Here is a 16946-nt window from a genome sequence, read left to right on the forward strand (position 1 = left end):
CGCCGCCGAACACGGCCTCGTCGACGACGTCATCGACCCCGCCGACACCCGCGCCGCCATCGCCCGCGGCCTCAACGCACTCCGCGACAAACGCACCGAACCACCCCGCCGCAAACACGGCAACACACCGCTGTAACAGGGAAGCGAAACGCCCCGTCGGAGATCCCGGCGGGGCGTTTCTCCTTGCTTCAAGGAAAAGAAGTGTGCCGCGTGCCGCCCGCACTGGGGGAAACGGGCGGCACGCGGCACCGGGGGGAGCCCGCCGGGAAAGCGGCGCCTCCTTGGACGGTGGCTCAGGTGGCCGGGAAGTAGTCCACTTCGACGAAGAACCCGACGTACTTCTTCAGCAGGTCCACGGTCATCTCCGGGCAGCGCAGGCCGTCCTCCGCGAGCAGCTGCTCGGTCTCGCTCGCGTCGATCGGCGGGTACACCGTGGCACCGGGCGAGGTCACCATGTCGAACGCGTCCAGCAGCGGCGTCATGGCGTTGTCCGGGTCCGCCGCGACGCGGGCGCGCCAGGTGTCCCGGTCCAGCTCCGCCAGCTCGTACCCGAACGAACGCAGGTGGCCGACGATGTCCGCGGTGGCCATGTCGCTGCGGTTGTACAGGTGCAGGGTCCGCCCGGTCACCGCGGGCTTGCGGGACAGGGCGACGACGGCCGCGCTGACGTAGTCCACCGGCAGCATGTGGAAGCCGCCGACCAGGTCCGCGGGCACGGCCCGCGCTTCGAGCAGGCCGCGCAGGCTGAGCCAGACGAAGTCGCGGGTCTGGCAGGCGCCGTTGCGCTGGTCGCCCGAGACCAGGTCCACCCGGTACACCGTCACCGGCAGGCCGCGTTCGGACGCGAGCCCCAGCATCTGCTCGGTGACCCACTTGCTCTGCGTGTAGCCGTTGGGCAGCTCCTCCGGTGGGCCGATCGGGTCGTCCGGACGGGCGGGCCTGCCCTCGGGCATCGGCTTGGCGAAGACACCGGTCGTGGAGATGTGGTGCACCGGCACGGTGCGGTGCCGGGCGGCGAGCCTGAGCACCTCCTCGGTGCCCGTCACGTTGGTCGCCTTCAGCGCCGTGTACGGCTGGAGCCAGTTGACCGCCGCACCCGCGTGGTAGACGGCGTCGACCTCGCGGGCCAGGGCGTCGAACGCCTCCTCGGTCAACCCGAGCTGCGGCCGGGCCAGGTCACCGACGACGACCGACACCCGCGCGAAGTCCACTTCGGACTCGACCCGGTACCACTTCAGGTTGTCGCGCAGGCGGTCCACGGCGTCGGCCTCGTCCTCGCCGCGGACCAGGCAGCGCACCCGTGCGGTGGTCGACCGCAGCAGGTCGCGCAGCAGGAACGCGCCGAGGAAGCCGGTCGAGCCGGTCAGCAGCACGTCACCCGGATCCGTGACGACGTCCACCACCTCCGCCGCGGGCACGATGTCGTCCGCCAGCCCGACCTCCGCCGCGAAGTCGACGACCGCCGCGCCGGTCCGCCGGTCGAGCAGCTCACCGAGCAGGAACCCGGTGAGCGCACCGGGGGTCGGGTGGTCGAACACGGCGGTGGCGGGCAGCCGCGTACCGGTGGCCGTGCCGAGCCGGTTGCGCAGCTCGACCGACGTCAGCGAGTCGAAGCCCAGTTCCGGGAACGTCCGGTCGGGGTGGATCGCGCTCCGGTCGCCGTGCCCCAGCACGACGGCCGTCTCGGCGCGGACCACGTCCAGCACCAGTCGCCGCTGCTCGGCCTCCGGCAGCCCGGCGAGCCGGGCCGCGAGCGCGGTGGCGTCCACGCCGGTGTCCTGGGCGGTGCGCCGGGTGGGCACGCGGGCCAGACCCCGCAGGACCGGCGGCACGGCACCGGAGCCGCGCAGCGCGGTCGCGTCGAACGGGGTGGCCACGAGCGCCGGTGCGCCCAGACCGAGGGCGGTGTCGAGGATCGCCGTGCCCGTCTCCGACTCGATCGGGCGGAAGCCCGCGCGGGCGATGCGCTTGAGGTCGGCCTCGTCCAGTTGCCCGGTCATGCCGCCGGCCTGCGCCCACAGGCCCCACGCCACCGACGTGGCGGCCAGGCCGAGCGAGGCGCGGTGCTCGGCGAGCGCGTCCAGGAACGTGTTCGCGGCGGCGTAGTTGGCCTGGCCCGGACCGCCGATGATGCCCGCGACCGAGGAGAACAGCACGAACGCGGACAGCTGCGCCGACCGGGTCAGCTCGTGCAGGTGCCAGGCGGCGTCCACCTTCGGCGCGAGCACGGCGGCCAGCCGTTCCGGGGTCAACGACGGGATCAGGCCGTCGTCCAGCACACCGGCCGCGTGCACGACACCGGTCAGCGGCAGGTCGGCGGGCACGTCGGCCAGCAACGCGGCCAGCGCCGCGCGGTCGCCGGTGTCGCAGGCCGCGATGGTGACGCGGGCGCCGAGCGCGGTCAGGTCGGCCGCCAGCTCGTCGGCGCCCGCCGCCTCCCGACCGCGCCTGCTGACCAGCAGCAGGTGCCGCACACCGTGCTCGGCGGCGAGGTGCCGGGCGAACAACGCGCCCAACATGCCGGTACCACCGGTGATCAGGACGGTGCCGTCCGGGTTCCACCGGGGTTCGGCCGTCGCGGCGGGCGGCGTCACGCGGCGCAGCAGCGGCACGGTGACCCGACCGCCCGTGATGGCCAGCTGCGGCTCACCGGACGTCACGGCAGCGGCGAGCAGCCCCCACGACTCGTCGGTGCCGTCGAGGTCGACCAGGGCGATCCGGCCCGGTGACTCGGCCTGGGCCGAGCGCAGCAGGCCCCACACCGAGGCGGCGGCGAGGTCGGCACCACCCACCGCACCGGACGTGACCACGACGAGCCTGGTGCCGGTGAGCCGGTCGTCGGGCAGCCAGTCCTGCGCCAGCCTGAGCACCCGGCGGGTCAGGTCGTGCACCTCGCCGACCACGTCGTCACCGGACGGCGGCACGACCACGACGACCGCGTCCGGTGCCGTGCCCGACTCGACGGCCTTGGCGACACCGGGCACATCGCGGAACCGCTCGACGTCCCGCAGCGCGTCGGGAACGGCCTCGGTGAGCACGTCACCCAGCACGGCCAGCCGTGGCGCGGTGCCCGACCGGCTCGGCTGCCACGGCGTCCACTCCAGGCGGAACAGCGCGTCGTGGTGCCGCGCGCCCGCGACGGTCACCTCGGCGGCGGTGAGAGGCCGCCAGGCCACTTCCGCCGACGCGACCGGACGCCCGGTGCGGTCCGCGAGCCACAACGCCGCCGCTTCGCCGTCCGTTGGCTGCAGGCGGGCGCGCACCGCCGTGGCGCCCGAGGCGTGCAGGCGCAGGCCGCGCCACCGGGTCGTGGTGAGCCCGGGGCCGCCGAGTGCCCGCAGCGCCGCGTCGAGCAACGCCGGGTGCAGCCCGTAACCGGTGGCGTCGACCCCGGTGGGCAGCTCGACCTCGGCGAAGACCTCCGCGCCACGCCGCCACCCGCCGGACGAGGTCTGCTCGGCGTCCGCGGGCGGCCACTCGGCGAGGTCGAAGCCCTCGTCGGGGCCGTGGACGGCGAGCCGACCGGTGGCGTGCCGCGTCCACGACGCCTCACCGCCATCGGGCCGGGCGTGCACGGCGAACGCGCGCCCACCGTCCGCGTCCGGCGGGCCGACCTTCAGCTGCACGTGCAGGCCGCCGCCGGCGGGGAACACCAGTGGCGCCACGACGTCCAGCTCGTCCACCACGGTGCAGCCGAACTCGTCACCCGCCCGCACCGCCAGCTCGACCAGCGCCGACCCCGGCAGCACCACCGAGCCGTGCGCCTCGTGGTCGGCCAGCCACCGGTGCGCCGACACCGCCAGCCTGCCGGTGAACAGCACCTCGTCGGACCCCGCCACGGCGACCGCCGCGCCCAGCAGCGGGTGGTCCGCCGCACGCAGGCCGAGCCCGTCCGCGTCCGCGGTCGAGGCCGCCGACGAGTACCAGTACCGCTCCCGCTGGAACGCGTAGGTCGGCAGGTCGACGACCCGCCCACCGGGGAAGGCCGCGTCCCAGTCCATCCGCACGCCGCGCACGTGCGCCTCGGCCAGCGACGTCCAGAAGCGGTCGAGGCCGCCTTCGTCGCGCCGCAGCGACCCGATCGCCGCCGCGTCCCGGCCCGCGTCGTCCACGGTGTCCTGGATCGCGCCGGTCAGCACCGGGTGCGGGCTCACCTCCACGAACAGGCCGAACCCGCGGTCGGCGAGCGCCCGGACGGCCGGTGCGAGCTCCACGGTCTGCCGCAGGTTGCGGTACCAGTAGCCGGCGTCCAGCTCGGGACCGTCGACCCACGCGCCGGTCACCGTGGACAGGAACGGGATCTCCGCCGCGCCGGGGCGGACCGGTGCGAGCAGCTCGGCCAGCTCGTCGCGCAGCAGCTCGACGTGCGCGGAGTGCGACGCGTAGTCCACCGGCACCCGGCGGACCCGGACCTCCTCCGCCTCCAGCGCGGCCAGCAGCTCATCCAGCGGTCCCGACGCACCGGACACGACGACCGACCGCGGCCCGTTGACGGCGGCCACCTGAAGTTCGTCCCGCCACGGCGCGAGGCGGGCGCGGACGGTGTCGGCGTCCAGCGCGATCGACGCCATGCCGCCGAGACCGGCGAGCACCCGCCGGATCGCCTGGCTGCGCAGCGCCACCACGCGTGCCGCGTCGTCCAGCGAGAGGATGCCCGCCACGCACGCCGCCGCGATCTCGCCCTGCGAGTGCCCGACCACGGCGGACGGCCGCACCCCGTGCTGCCGCCACAGGTGCGCCAAGGACACCATCACGGCCCACAGCGCGGGCTGCACCACGTCCACCCGGTCCAGCGGCGGCGCGCCGTCCCGGCCGCGCAGCACGTCCTCCAGCTCCCAGTCCACGAACGGCGCCAGCGCCTTGCCGCACTCGGCGATCCGCTCGCCGAACGCGGGCGCGGAGTCCAGCAGCCCGACCGCCATGCCGACCCACTGCGTGCCCTGCCCGGGGAACACGAACGCGACCTCCGGGTCGGTCCGCGCGGCCCGTCCGCGCACGACGCCCGGCACGGGCTCGTCCTCGGCCAGCGCGCGCAACCGGTCCAGCAACCCGTCACGGTCGGTGGCGACGACCGCCGCGCGTTCGGGCAGCGCGGCCCGGGTGGTGGCCAGCGAGCGGGCCACGTCGACCGGGTTGGCCGAGTCGGCGGACGACGCCAGCCTCCGGGCCTGGTCGCGCAACGCCTCGGGGGTCTTGGCCGACAGCACCCACGTGACGACGGGCGGGACGGTCGGTTCCGGCTCCGCGTCCTCCGGTGCCGGTGCCTGTTCCAGCACGACGTGCGCGTTGGTGCCGCTCACCCCGAACGACGACACGCCCGCGCGGCGCGGCGCACCGGTCTCCGGCCACGGCCGCGCGGACGTGAGCAGCTCCACGGCGCCCTGCGACCAGTCCACGAACGGTGTCGGCTCGTCCACGTGCAACGTCCTGGGCAGCACGCCGTGCCGCATGGCCTGCACCATCTTGATCACGCCGCCGACACCGGCGGCGGTGACGGTGTGGCCGATGTTGGACTTGAGCGAACCGAGCCACAACGGCCGACGCCTGCCCTGGCCGTAGGTGGCGATCAGCGCCTGCGCCTCGATCGGGTCGCCGAGCCGGGTGCCGGTGCCGTGCGCCTCCACGACGTCCACATCGGACGGTGCCAGCCGCGCGTTGGCCAGCGCCTGTCGGATCACCCGCTCCTGGGCCGGGCCGCTGGGGGCGGTGAGGCCGTTGGACGCGCCGTCCTGGTTGATCGCCGAGCCGCGCACGACCGCCAGCACGCGGTGGCCGTTGCGGCGCGCGTCGGACAGCCGTTCCACGAGCAGCAGGCCGACGCCCTCCGCCCAGCCGGTGCCGTCCGCCGTGGCGGCGAACGACTTGCAGCGGCCGTCTGGCGACAGCCCGCGCTGGCGGGAGAAGTCCACGTACCCGCCGGGGTGGCCGTAGACGGTGACACCGCCCGCCACGGCCAGCTCCACGTCACCCTGCCGCAGTGCCTGCACGGCGAGGTGCAGGGCGACCAGCGACGACGAGCACGCCGTGTCCAGCGTGACGGCGGGCCCTTCCAGCCCGAGCGCGTAGGCCACCCGGCCGGACGCCGCGCTGCCCAGCTTGCTGGTCATCAGGTAGCCCTCGAACTCCTCGGGCGCGGTGAGCCCCAGGTAGGTCTCCTCGGGCACGCCGACGTAGACGCCCGTGTTGCTGCCCTTGAGCGTGCCGGGGTCGATGCCCGCGCGTTCGAAGACCTCCCACGCGGTCTCCAGCAGCACGCGGTGCTGCGGGTCCATCGACCGCGCCTCGCGGGGCGAGATGCCGAAGAAGCCCGCGTCGAACATCGTGGCGTCGTCGAGGAACCCGCCGGTGCGGGCGTAGGTCTTGCCCGGCTTGTCCGGGTCGGGGTCGTACAGCGCCTCGACGTCCCAGCCGCGGTCGGCGGGCCACTCGGTGACGGCGTCGCGCTCCTCGACCACCAGCCGCCACAGGTCCTCCGGCGACCGGACGGCGCCGGGGTAGCGGCAGGCCATGCCGACGATCGCGATCGGCTCCTGCCGCTCCGCCTCCAGGTCCGCCACCCGCTGCCGGGTCTTCACCAGGTCGGCGGTGACCCGCTTCAGGTACTCGGCCAGCTTCTCTTCCTTGGCCACCACTGTCTCCTCCATGGTCAGTCCGCCCGGCCGAGCTGGTTGTCGATGAAGGCGAACAGCTCGTCGGTCGATACGCCGTCGAGGTCCGCCACGGTGTCGGTCTCGTCCCGGTGCTCCGGCACGCCGTTCCACCGGGCCAGCAACGCGTTCAGCCGCTCGACCACCGACCCGCGCAGCCGTTCGTCGGCCACCGAGTCGAACAGCTCCTCCAGCCGGTCGACCTCGGCCAGCACGGACGCGCCGTCGCTGCCCGCGAGCCGGTCGAGCAGGTGCTCGGCGAGCGCGGCGGGCGTGGGGTGGTCGAACACCAGCGTCACCGGCAGTTCCACCCCGGTGGCGCTCTTGAGCCGGTTGCGCAGGTTGACCGCGGTCAGCGAGTCGAAGCCGAGGTCCTGGAACGGCTGGTCCAGGCCGATCCCGTCGACCGAGCCGTGGCCCAGGACGGCCGCGACCTCCGCGCCGACGAACTCGACCACGGCACGGCGCCGGTCGTCGGGCGAGAGCCCGTCGAGCCGCTCGCCCAGCGGCCTGCCCGGTGCGTCCGCCGCGCGTTGCGCCGTGCGGAGCAGGTCGCGCAGCGCGGGTGGGACCACGCCGAGCGCGCGCACCGACCGTTCCTCCGGGATGATCAGCGCCACCGCGGGCCGGTTCGCCGCGACCGCCCGGTCGAAGGCCGCCAGGCCGTCGCGCAGGCTCGTGGGCCGTGCGCCCGAACCGTCGTCCACGCCGCGCCACGGGCCGCGCGCGATCGAGACCGCGGGCAGTCCGGCGGCGACGCGGTGACGTGCCAGCGCGTCGAGGAAACCGGCGCGGACCGCGTCGGCCGGCGTGCCCGCGAGCGGGGCGAGGAGCACGAACGCCGCCAGGTCGTGATCACGGGTCAGCTCGTGCAGCTGCCACGCCGCGGCCACGTCACCGTCCAAGACCCGGTCCAGGTGCTCCGGGCCGAACACCTCCCGCGCGGTGTCCCGCTCACCCGCCACGTGCACCACGCCGGTCAGCGGGTACTCGTCCGGCAGGCCCGCGACGGCGGCGGCCAGGGCGTCACGGTCGGCGGTGATGACAGTCGCGCCGAGGGCGGTCAGCTCGGCGGTGTCCGCCGGCTCCGCTCCCCCGGTCAGCAGCAGCCGCGTGACGCCGTGTTCCGTGACGAGGTGCCGTGCGATCACCGCGCCCAACGCACCGCCGCTGACGAGCACCGTGCCGCCCGGCCGCCACGGCTGGTCGCCGCCCGCGGTGACCGGCACGCCCTCGATGCTCGGCACGGACGCCTTGCCCGCGCGCAGCAGCACCTGCGGCTCACCCGAACCCACGACCGCGTCGAGCGCCGAGGTGTCGCCGTCGAGGTCGACCAGCTGGAGCCGACCGGGTGCCTCCTGCTGGAGCGCGACGAGCAGGTCCCACGCCACCGCCGCCGCCGGGTCCCCGGAGACGACCGAACCGCGCGTCACCAGCACGAGTCGGACGCCCGCCGGACCGTCGTCCGCCACCCATTCCCGGGCCGCGGACAGCGCCCGGTGCGCCGTGCGGGCGACCGATTCCGGCACGTCCTCCGGGTCGTCCGAAGTGGCCAGTGCGACCAGCACCGCGTCCACTGAGGACGCCGCCTCCCGCACCGCCGCCACGTCGTCGAACCGCGGTGCGCCCGGCAGGTCGACCGGGACCTCGCCCAGCACGCCCCACCGCACGGCACCGGCCTCGGGCAGCGGCTGCGGCAGCCACGTCCGCTCGAACAGGCGTCCCTCGACGGTGAACTCGTCGTCCGCGACGTCGCGGAACTCCACCGAGGTGGCGGTCAGCACGACCCGACCGGTCTCGTCGGTGAGCCGCACGCCCGTGCCACCCTCGACCCGCACGGTGTGCGCTCCGATGGAGTGCAGGCGCACGCCACGCCACTCGGTGGGCACCCGGTGGTGGCCCTCGGGTGCGGTACCGGCCAGGCCGCGCACCGCCGCGTCGAGCAGCACCGGGTGCAGGCCGAACCGGGCCGCGGACGGCAGGAGCTCGTCCGGCAGCCGCACCTCCGGTCCGCCGTCGCCCGCCTCGCGCGGCTCGTCGGCGTCGTGGCCGACCACGCCCTCGGCGTGCCGGGTCCACGGCGCGCCATCGGTGCGGCCGTACACGACCAGCTTGCGCCGCCCGGAGTCGTCCGGTGTGCCGACGTCCACCTGGAGGGTGACGTCCTCACCGGAGGGCAGCACCACGGGCGCCTGCACGGACAGTTCCGCCACGACCGGGCAACCGACCTCCTCGCCCGCCCGCAACGCCAGTTCGACCAGCGCGGTGGCGGGCAGCACGGCCGCGTGGCCGGCCGGGTCGAGCCACGGCAGGTCGTCGGCGCCGAGCCGGCGGGTGAACAGCACGCCGCCGTCCGCGGCGGCGGCGACCGGTGCGCCGAGCAGCGGGTGGTCCGACCCCGCGTCCTCCGGGCGGCCGGACGGCAGGTCCAGCCAGTACCGCTGCCGGCGGAACGCGTAGGTCGGCAGGGTCACGTGCCGGGCGCCGCTGCCCGCGAAGAAGGCCGACCAGTCGACCTCGACGCCCGCGGTGTGCAGCTCGGCCAGCGCCTCGACCAGCTGACGGGGCTCGTCCCGGCCGCGGCGCACCGCGGCGGACACCCGTTCCTCGCCGGTCAACGTCTCCTGGGCGAGCGCGCTGAGCACACCGTCCGGTCCCAGCTCCAGGAACGCCGTGACGCCCTGCGCCGCCAGCGTCGCCACCCCGTCCGCGAACCGGACCGCGTCACGCACGTGCCGCACCCAGTAGCCCGGTGTGGCCAGCAGGTCGGCGTCGGCGACCTCGCCGGTCACGTTGGAGACGACCGGGATGCGCGGCGAGCGGTAGTCGAGCCCGGCGGCGACGCGGCCGAACTCGGCGAGCATCCCGTCCATGTGCGCGGAGTGGAACGCGTGGCTGACCGGCAGCCGCTTGGTCTTGCGGCCCCGCGCCGTGAACGCGTCCGCGATGGCCTGGGCGGCGTCCTCGGCACCGGACACGACCACGGACGACGGCCCGTTGACCGCCGCGATACCGACCTGGTCGCCCAGCAGCGGCAGCACCTCGTCCTCGGTGGCCTCCAGGGCGATCATCGCCCCGCCCTGCGGCTGGGCCTGCATCAACCGGGCCCGGGCGGCGACGAGCACCGCCGCGTCGGGCAGGGACAGCACGCCGGCGACGTGCGCGGCGGTCAGCTCGCCGACCGAGTGGCCCGCGAGGAAGTCCGGCCGCACGCCCCACGACTCCACCAGCCGGAACAGCGCGACCTCCAGCGCGAACAGCGCGGGCTGCGCCCAGGCGGTCCGGTCGAGCAGGGCGCGGTCGTCACCGAACACGACGTCGCGGAGAGGCCGGTCGAGCAGCGGGTCGAGCTCGGCGCACACCGCGTCGAACGCCTCGGCGAACGCCGGGAACGCGTCGTGCAGCTCGCGTCCCATCCCGAGCCGCTGCGCGCCCTGCCCGGTGAACAGGATCGCGAGCTTGCCGTCGCCGCGCACGCCCCGCACCGGCCCCGGTTCCCCGGTGGCCAGGGCACGCAACCCGACCAACGCCTCGTCGCGGTCGTAGGCGACCACGGCCGCGCGGTGCTCCAGCGGCGCACGGCCGACCGCGAGCGTCCACGCCGCGTCGACCGGCTCGACCTCGGGCCGCGTCACGGTTTCCAGCAGGCGACGCGCCTGGTCGCGCAGCGCGGCCTCGCTCTTGGCCGACAGCAGCCACGGCACCGCCGGCAGCGTGGTCGTGGCCACCGGCTCGGCCTGGGCGGGCGGCTGTTCGAGGATGACGTGGGCGTTGGTGCCGCTGATGCCGAACGACGACACCGCCGCTCGACGCGGCCGATCGTTCTCCGGCCAGGGCTTGGCCTCGGTGAGCAGCTCCACCGCACCCGACGACCAGTCCACGTGCGGCGACGGCTCGTCCACGTGCAGCGTCCTGGGCAGCACACCGTGCCGCATCGCCTGCACCATCTTGATCACACCGGCCACACCGGCGGCGGCCTGCGTGTGCCCGATGTTGGACTTCAACGAGCCGAGCCACAGCGGACGGTCCTGCGGGCGGTCCTTGCCGTAGGTGGCGATCACGGCCTGCGCTTCGATCGGGTCACCGAGCCGCGTGCCGGTGCCGTGCGCCTCCAGCACGTCCACATCGGACGCCGTGAGCCGCGCTCCGGCCAACGCCTGCCGGATCAGCTTCTGCTGTGACGGCCCGTTGGGTGCGGTGAGGCCGTTGGAGGCACCGTCCTGGTTCACCGCCGAACCCCGGATCACCGCCAACACCTGGTGACCGTTGCGCTGGGCGTCCGAAAGACGCTCCACCAACAACAAGCCCACACCCTCGGCCCAACCCGTGCCGTCCGCCGCCGCCGCGAACGGCTTGCACCGACCATCCGGCGCCAACCCCCGCTGACGCGAGAACTCCACGAACGCGCCGGGGCTCGCCATCACCGACACGCCGCCGGCGAGCGCCAGGTCGCACTCACCGCTGCGCAGCGCGTTCGCCGCCAAGTGCAGTGCCACCAACGAGGACGAGCACGCGGTGTCGACCGTGACCGCCGGGCCTTCGAACCCGAACGTGTAAGACACGCGGCCCGACGCGACACTGCCCGCGCTACCGCTCAGGAGATAGCCCTCGACCTCCTGGGGAACAGAGGGCAAGCGGCTGGCGTAGTCGCTGTACATGACACCGGCGAACACACCGGTCTTGCTGCCCCGCAACGACGTCGGCGGGATACCCGCACTCTCGAACGCCTCCCACGCCGTCTCCAACAACAACCGCTGCTGCGGATCCGTCGCAAGAGCCTCACGCGGAGACATACCGAAGAACCCCGCGTCGAACTGATCGGCGTCGTACAGGAACCCACCCTCACGCACATAACTGTGACCCGCACTGTCCGGATCCGGATCGAACAACTCCTCGACCCGCCACCCACGATCCACCGGGAACCCCGAAACCGCATCCACCTCACCACGGACCAGGTTCCACAGATCCTCCGGCGAACGCACACCACCCGGGAACCGACACGCCATCCCCACGATCGCGATCGGGTCGAGCGCGTCGGCGGTGGTCTGCGCGGTGACGACGTCGGGCTCGTCGCCGACCAGCTCGGAGAGCAGGTGCCGCGCGACCGCACGGGGTGTCGGGTGGTCGAAGACCAGCGTCGTCGGCAGGCGCAGGTCGGTCGCCGCGGACAGCTGGTTGCGCAGCTCCACGGCGGTCAGCGAGTCCAGGCCGAACTCCTTGAACGGGCGGTCCGGGCCGACCGCGTCCGGCGTGGCGTGCCCGAGGACCGCGGCCACCCGGCCGCGCACCAGGTCGACCACCTCGCGTTCCCGTTCGGCGGCGGGCAGCGAGGCCAGCCGCAGGGCGAACGACGTGGACTGGTGACCCGCCGCCGTGGCCCGCCGGGTGGGCGCACCGACCACACCGCGCAGCAGGGCCGGCACGTCGTCACCCCGGTCGCGCAGGGCGCGGGTGTCCAGCCCGGTGACGGCCAGCACCGGCTTGCCGTTGGTGAGCGCGGCGTCGAACAACGCCATCGCGTCCTCGGTGCGCAGCGCGGGCAGCCCGGCGCGGGCCATCCGGCGCAGGTCGAGCTCGCCGAGGTGACCGGTCATGCCGCCGGCTTGCTCCCACAGGCCCCAGCCCAACGACGTGGCGGGCAGCCCGAGCGAGCGGCGGTGCTGCGCCAACGCGTCCAGGAAGGTGTTGCCCGCCGCGTAGTTCGCCTGACCGGCCGTGCCGAGCAGTCCCGCCATCGAGGAGTAGAGGACGAACGCGGACAGCTCCAGGTCTCGGGTCAGCTCGTGCAGGTGCCAGGCCGCGTCGATCTTGGGCCGGAGCACGCGGTCGACCTGGTCGGGCGTCAACGACGTCAGCACACCGTCATCGAGCACACCGGCCGTGTGCACCACGGCCGTCACCGGGTGCTCCGCCAACACCGCCGCCAACGACTCCCGGTCAGCCACGTCGCAAGCCGCGACCACGACCTCGGCGCCCAGCGCGGTCAGCTCGTCCCGCAGCTCGACCGCACCCGCCGCCTCCAGTCCACGACGGCTCAGCAGCACCAGCCGACGTGCGCCGTGCTCGGTGACGAGGTGCCGGGCCAGGATCGTGCCGAGGGCGCCGGTCGCACCGGTGACCAGCACCGCGCCGCCACCCCAGTCCGGCGCGTCCACCCCGTCGCGGCCCGGCCTGGCCAGCCGGGGCACGAACAGCTCGCCCGCCCGCAGCGCCACCTGCGGCTCACCGCTGCCGACCGCCACGCGCAGCAGCTCGTGCGACCGCGCGTCGTCGTCGGTGTCGACCAGCGTGAACCGGCCCGGGTGCTCGGACTGCGCGCTGCGCACCAGGCCCCAGACACCGGAGTGCGCGAGGTCTGTCACGGCCTCTTCACCCACGCCGATCGCGCCGCGGGTGAGCACCACGAGCCGGGACGAGGCGAACCGCTCGTCGGCCAGCCAGGCCCGGACCGCCTCGAACGCGTGGTGGGTCGCGGCACGTGCCCGCTCGGGCAGGTCGCCGTCGAAGGTGCCGGTCAGCGCGAGCACCACGACGTCGGGCGTGTGCCCGCCCTCGGCCACGGCGGTCAGCTCGGGGTACGCCTCGCCGACGTGCGGCACGTCGCCCACCGCGGCCCACGACGACTCGTCGGGCTGTCCCGCGGGCAACGGCGTCCACGTGGCCTCGAACAGGCCGTCCCGCGCGGTCCGGGCCTGCCGCACCGCGCCGGTGTCCAGCGGGCGCAGGGAGAGTCGCTCCACCTCGGCGACGGGCGCGCCGGCGCCATCGGCGACGAGCACCCGGACCACCGCACCGTCCGGGTCACTCGTGATCGGGGACAGGGCGACCCGCAGCACCGACGCGCCGATCGCGTGCACCGTCACGCCGGAGAAGGCGAACGGCAGCCACGGCGTTCCGTCCGGGTCGACCACACCGGGCAGCAGGGGGTGCAGGGCGGCGTCCAGCAACGCCGGGTGCAGGACGAAGTCACCCGCGTCGGCGCCCGCGGGCAGCTCGACCTCGGCGTAGACCTCGTCCGCCGCGCGCCACGCCCGCCGCAGGCCCCGGAACACCGGGCCGTACCCGTAGCCCTGCTCGGCCAGCCGGTCGTAGGCGCCGTCGAGGTCCACTTCCTCCGCGCCGGACGGCGGCCACACCGCCAGCCCTTCGGGTGCGTGGTCGGTGGTCGGCGCGAGGCGGCCTTCGGCGTGCGGTCGCCACGGCTGCTCGTCGCCGTCCGGCCGGGAGAACACGCTCAGCGGACGGCGTCCGCGCTCGTCGGCCTCGCCGACGACCACCTGCACCGCGACACCGGCGTTCTCGGGCAGCACGAGCGGCGCGGTGAGCGCCAGGTCCTCGACCCGGTCGCAGCCGACCTGCTCGCCCGCCCGCACGGCCAGCTCCACGAACGCCGTGCCGGGCAGCAGCACCGAGCCCGCCACCGCGTGGTCGGCCAGCCACGGGTGCGTCGCCGTGGACAACCGGCCGGTGAGCACCACGCCCGCACCGTCGGCCAGCTCCACGGCGGCGCCCAGCAGCGGGTGCCTGGTCGACCACAGGCCGACCGAGGCGACGTCGCCCGCGCCGGCGCGGTCCTCCAGCCAGTACCGCTCGTGCTGGAAGGCGTAGGTGGACAGCTCGACCCGCCGCGCGCCGCTGCCGGTGAAGCACCGCGCCCAGTCCACCGCGACACCGCCGGTGAACGCCTCGGCCACCGAGACGAGGAACCGGTCCAGCCCGCCCTCGTCGCGCCGCAGCGTGCCGGTGACCACCGTGCCGCCGTGCTCGTGCGCCTCCACCGCGTCCTGCACGCTCATCGTCAGCACCGGGTGCGTGCTGACCTCGATGAACGCCCGGTGGTCCTGCTCGGCGAGTGCCCGCACCGCACCCGCGAAGCCCACGCGCTGCCGCAGGTTGCGGTACCAGTAGCGGGCGTCGACGGGGACGGTCAGCCACTCGCCGTCCACGGTCGAGTAGAACGGGATCTCCGGCGAGCGCGGTTCGAGCCCGGCCAGCACGGTGAGCAGGTCCTGCTCGATGCTCTCCACGTGCGAGGTGTGCGAGGCGTAGTCCACCGGCACCCGGCGAGCCCGGATGTCCTCGGCCTGGCAGCGGGCGTGCAGCTCGTCCAGCGCCGCCGGGTCGCCCGCGACGACGACCGACCTCGGCCCGTTCACGGCGGCCAGTTCGAGCCCGTCACCCAGGCGGGGCAGGACGTCCTGCTCGGACAGCGCCACGGACATCATGCCGCCGCGGCCCGCGAGCCCGGCCGCGATCACCTTGCTCCGCAGCGCCACGACCTTCGCCGCGTCCTCGAGCGACAGCGCGCCGGCGACGCACGCCGCGGCCACCTCACCCTGCGAGTGGCCGACCACCGCGTCCGGCTCCACGCCGAGCGAGCGCCACAGCGCCGCCAGCGACACCATCATCGCGAAGGTCACCGGCTGCACGACGTCCACGCGGTCGAGCGACGGCGCCCCGGGCGCCTGGCGGACCACGTCGAGCAGCGACCAGTCCACGTGCGGCGCGAGGGCCTCGGCGCACTCGGCCATCCGGCGGGCGAACACCGGCGCGGAGTCCAGCAGTTCCGCGCCCATGCCCGCCCACTGCGAACCCTGGCCGGGGAACACGAACACCGTCTTGCCGGACAGGGCCGCGGCGCCGGTGACGACGTTCGGCACGGGCTCGCCCCGGACCAGCGCGTCGAGGCCGGCCCGCGCGCTCTCGCGGTCGGTGGCGACCACGACGGCCCGGTTCGGCAGCACCGCGCGGGTCGTGGCCAGCGAGAAGCCGACGTCCACCGGCTCGTGGTCACCCACCGTCGCCAGGAGCCGCTCCGCCTGCGCCCGCAACGCCTCGTCACCGCGTGCGGACACCACCCACGGCACGGCGGACGGCGGCGTGCCCGGCTCGGTCGCGTCCTCCGCCACCGGTGGCTGTTCGAGGATGACGTGGGCGTTGGTGCCGCTGATGCCGAACGACGACACCGCCGCGCGCCTGACCTCGGTCTCCGGCCAGGGCTGGGCTTCGGTGAGCAGCTCCACCGCGCCCACCGACCAGTCCACGTGCGGTGACGGCTCGTCCACGTGCAGCGTCCTGGGCAGCACACCGTGCCGCATCGCCTGCACCATCTTGATCACGCCGCCGACACCGGCCGCCGCTTGGGTGTGGCCGATGTTGGACTTCAACGAGCCGAGCCACAGTGGACGGTCCGCCGGCCGGTCCTTGCCGTAGGTGGCGAGCAGGGCCTGGGCCTCGATCGGGTCGCCCAGGGGCGTGCCGGTGCCGTGTGCCTCGACGACGTCCACCTCGGACGTGTCCAGGCGGGCGTTGGTCAGCGCCTGCCGGATGACCCGGCGCTGCGACGGGCCGTTCGGCGCGGTGAGGCCGTTGGAGGCACCGTCCTGGTTCACCGCCGAACCCCGGATCACCGCGAGTACCTGGTGACCGTTGCGCTGGGCGTCCGAAAGACGCTCCACCAACAACAAGCCCACACCCTCAGCCCAACCCGTGCCGTCCGCCGCCGCCGCGAACGGCTTGCACCGACCATCCGGCGCCAACCCCCGCTGACGCGAGAACTCGATGAACGAAGCGGGCGAGGACATCACGGTCACACCGCCGGCCAGCGCCAGGTCGCACTCGCCGTTGCGCAGCGACTGGGCGGCCAGGTGCAAGGCGACCAGGGACGACGAGCAGGCCGTGTCCACCGACACCGCGGGCCCCTCGAACCCGAACGTGTAGGACACCCGCCCGGACGCGACACTGCCCGCGCTACCGCTCAGGAGGTAGCCCTCGAAGTCCTCCGGCGGGGTCCGCAGGCGCGAGCCGTAGTCGTTGTACATGACACCGGCGAACACACCGGTCTTGCTGCCCCGCAACGACGTCGGCGGGATACCCGCACTCTCGAACGCCTCCCACGCCGTCTCCAACAACAACCGCTGCTGCGGATCCGTCGCAAGAGCCTCACGCGGTGACATACCGAAGAACCCCGCGTCGAACTGATCGGCGTCGTGGAGGAACCCGCCCTCACGCACATAGCTGTGACCCGCACTGTCCGGATCCGGATCGAACAACTCCTCGACCCGCCACCCACGATCCACCGGGAACCCCGAAACCGCATCCACCTCACCACGGACCAGGTTCCACAGATCTTCCGGCGAACGCACACCACCGGGGTACCGACATGCCATCCCCACGATCGCGATCGGCTCGTGGTTGGCGTCCTCGACCTCCTTCAGGCGCCTGCGTGCCTCCCGTGCGTCGGCGATGGCCCGCTTGAGGTAGTCGCGAAGTTTGCCGTCGTCAGACACGTGTAAAACT

The 16946-nt window shown here is 74.4% G+C and carries 2 protein-coding genes and 1 pseudogene; 1 reads left to right on the top strand and 2 read right to left on the bottom strand.

Translation table 11 applies throughout. The features are described 5' to 3' along the window. A partial coding sequence (locus B0I31_RS43000) for a carboxyl transferase domain-containing protein (RefSeq protein WP_181320747.1) occupies window positions 1-136 on the top strand: 136 nt, incomplete at its 5' end. Between the two features lie 157 nt (window positions 137-293). On the opposite strand, the gene B0I31_RS37500 is transcribed toward B0I31_RS43000, so the two are convergent. Both B0I31_RS37500 and B0I31_RS37505 read right to left on the bottom strand, forming a co-directional pair. Next, window positions 294-6629 (bottom strand): thioester reductase domain-containing protein, encoded by a 6336-nt coding sequence (locus B0I31_RS37500; RefSeq protein ID WP_425444477.1) that lies wholly within the window; start codon window positions 6627-6629, stop codon window positions 294-296. A 17-nt stretch (window positions 6630-6646) separates the two neighbouring features. Continuing rightward, window positions 6647-16918 (bottom strand): annotated as a pseudogene (locus B0I31_RS37505) (SDR family NAD(P)-dependent oxidoreductase); the annotation flags it as partial. Window positions 16919-16946 lie beyond the last annotated feature (28 nt).

This window comes from Saccharothrix carnea, from assembly GCF_003014735.1.
Lineage (GTDB): Bacteria > Actinomycetota > Actinomycetes > Mycobacteriales > Pseudonocardiaceae > Actinosynnema > Actinosynnema carneum.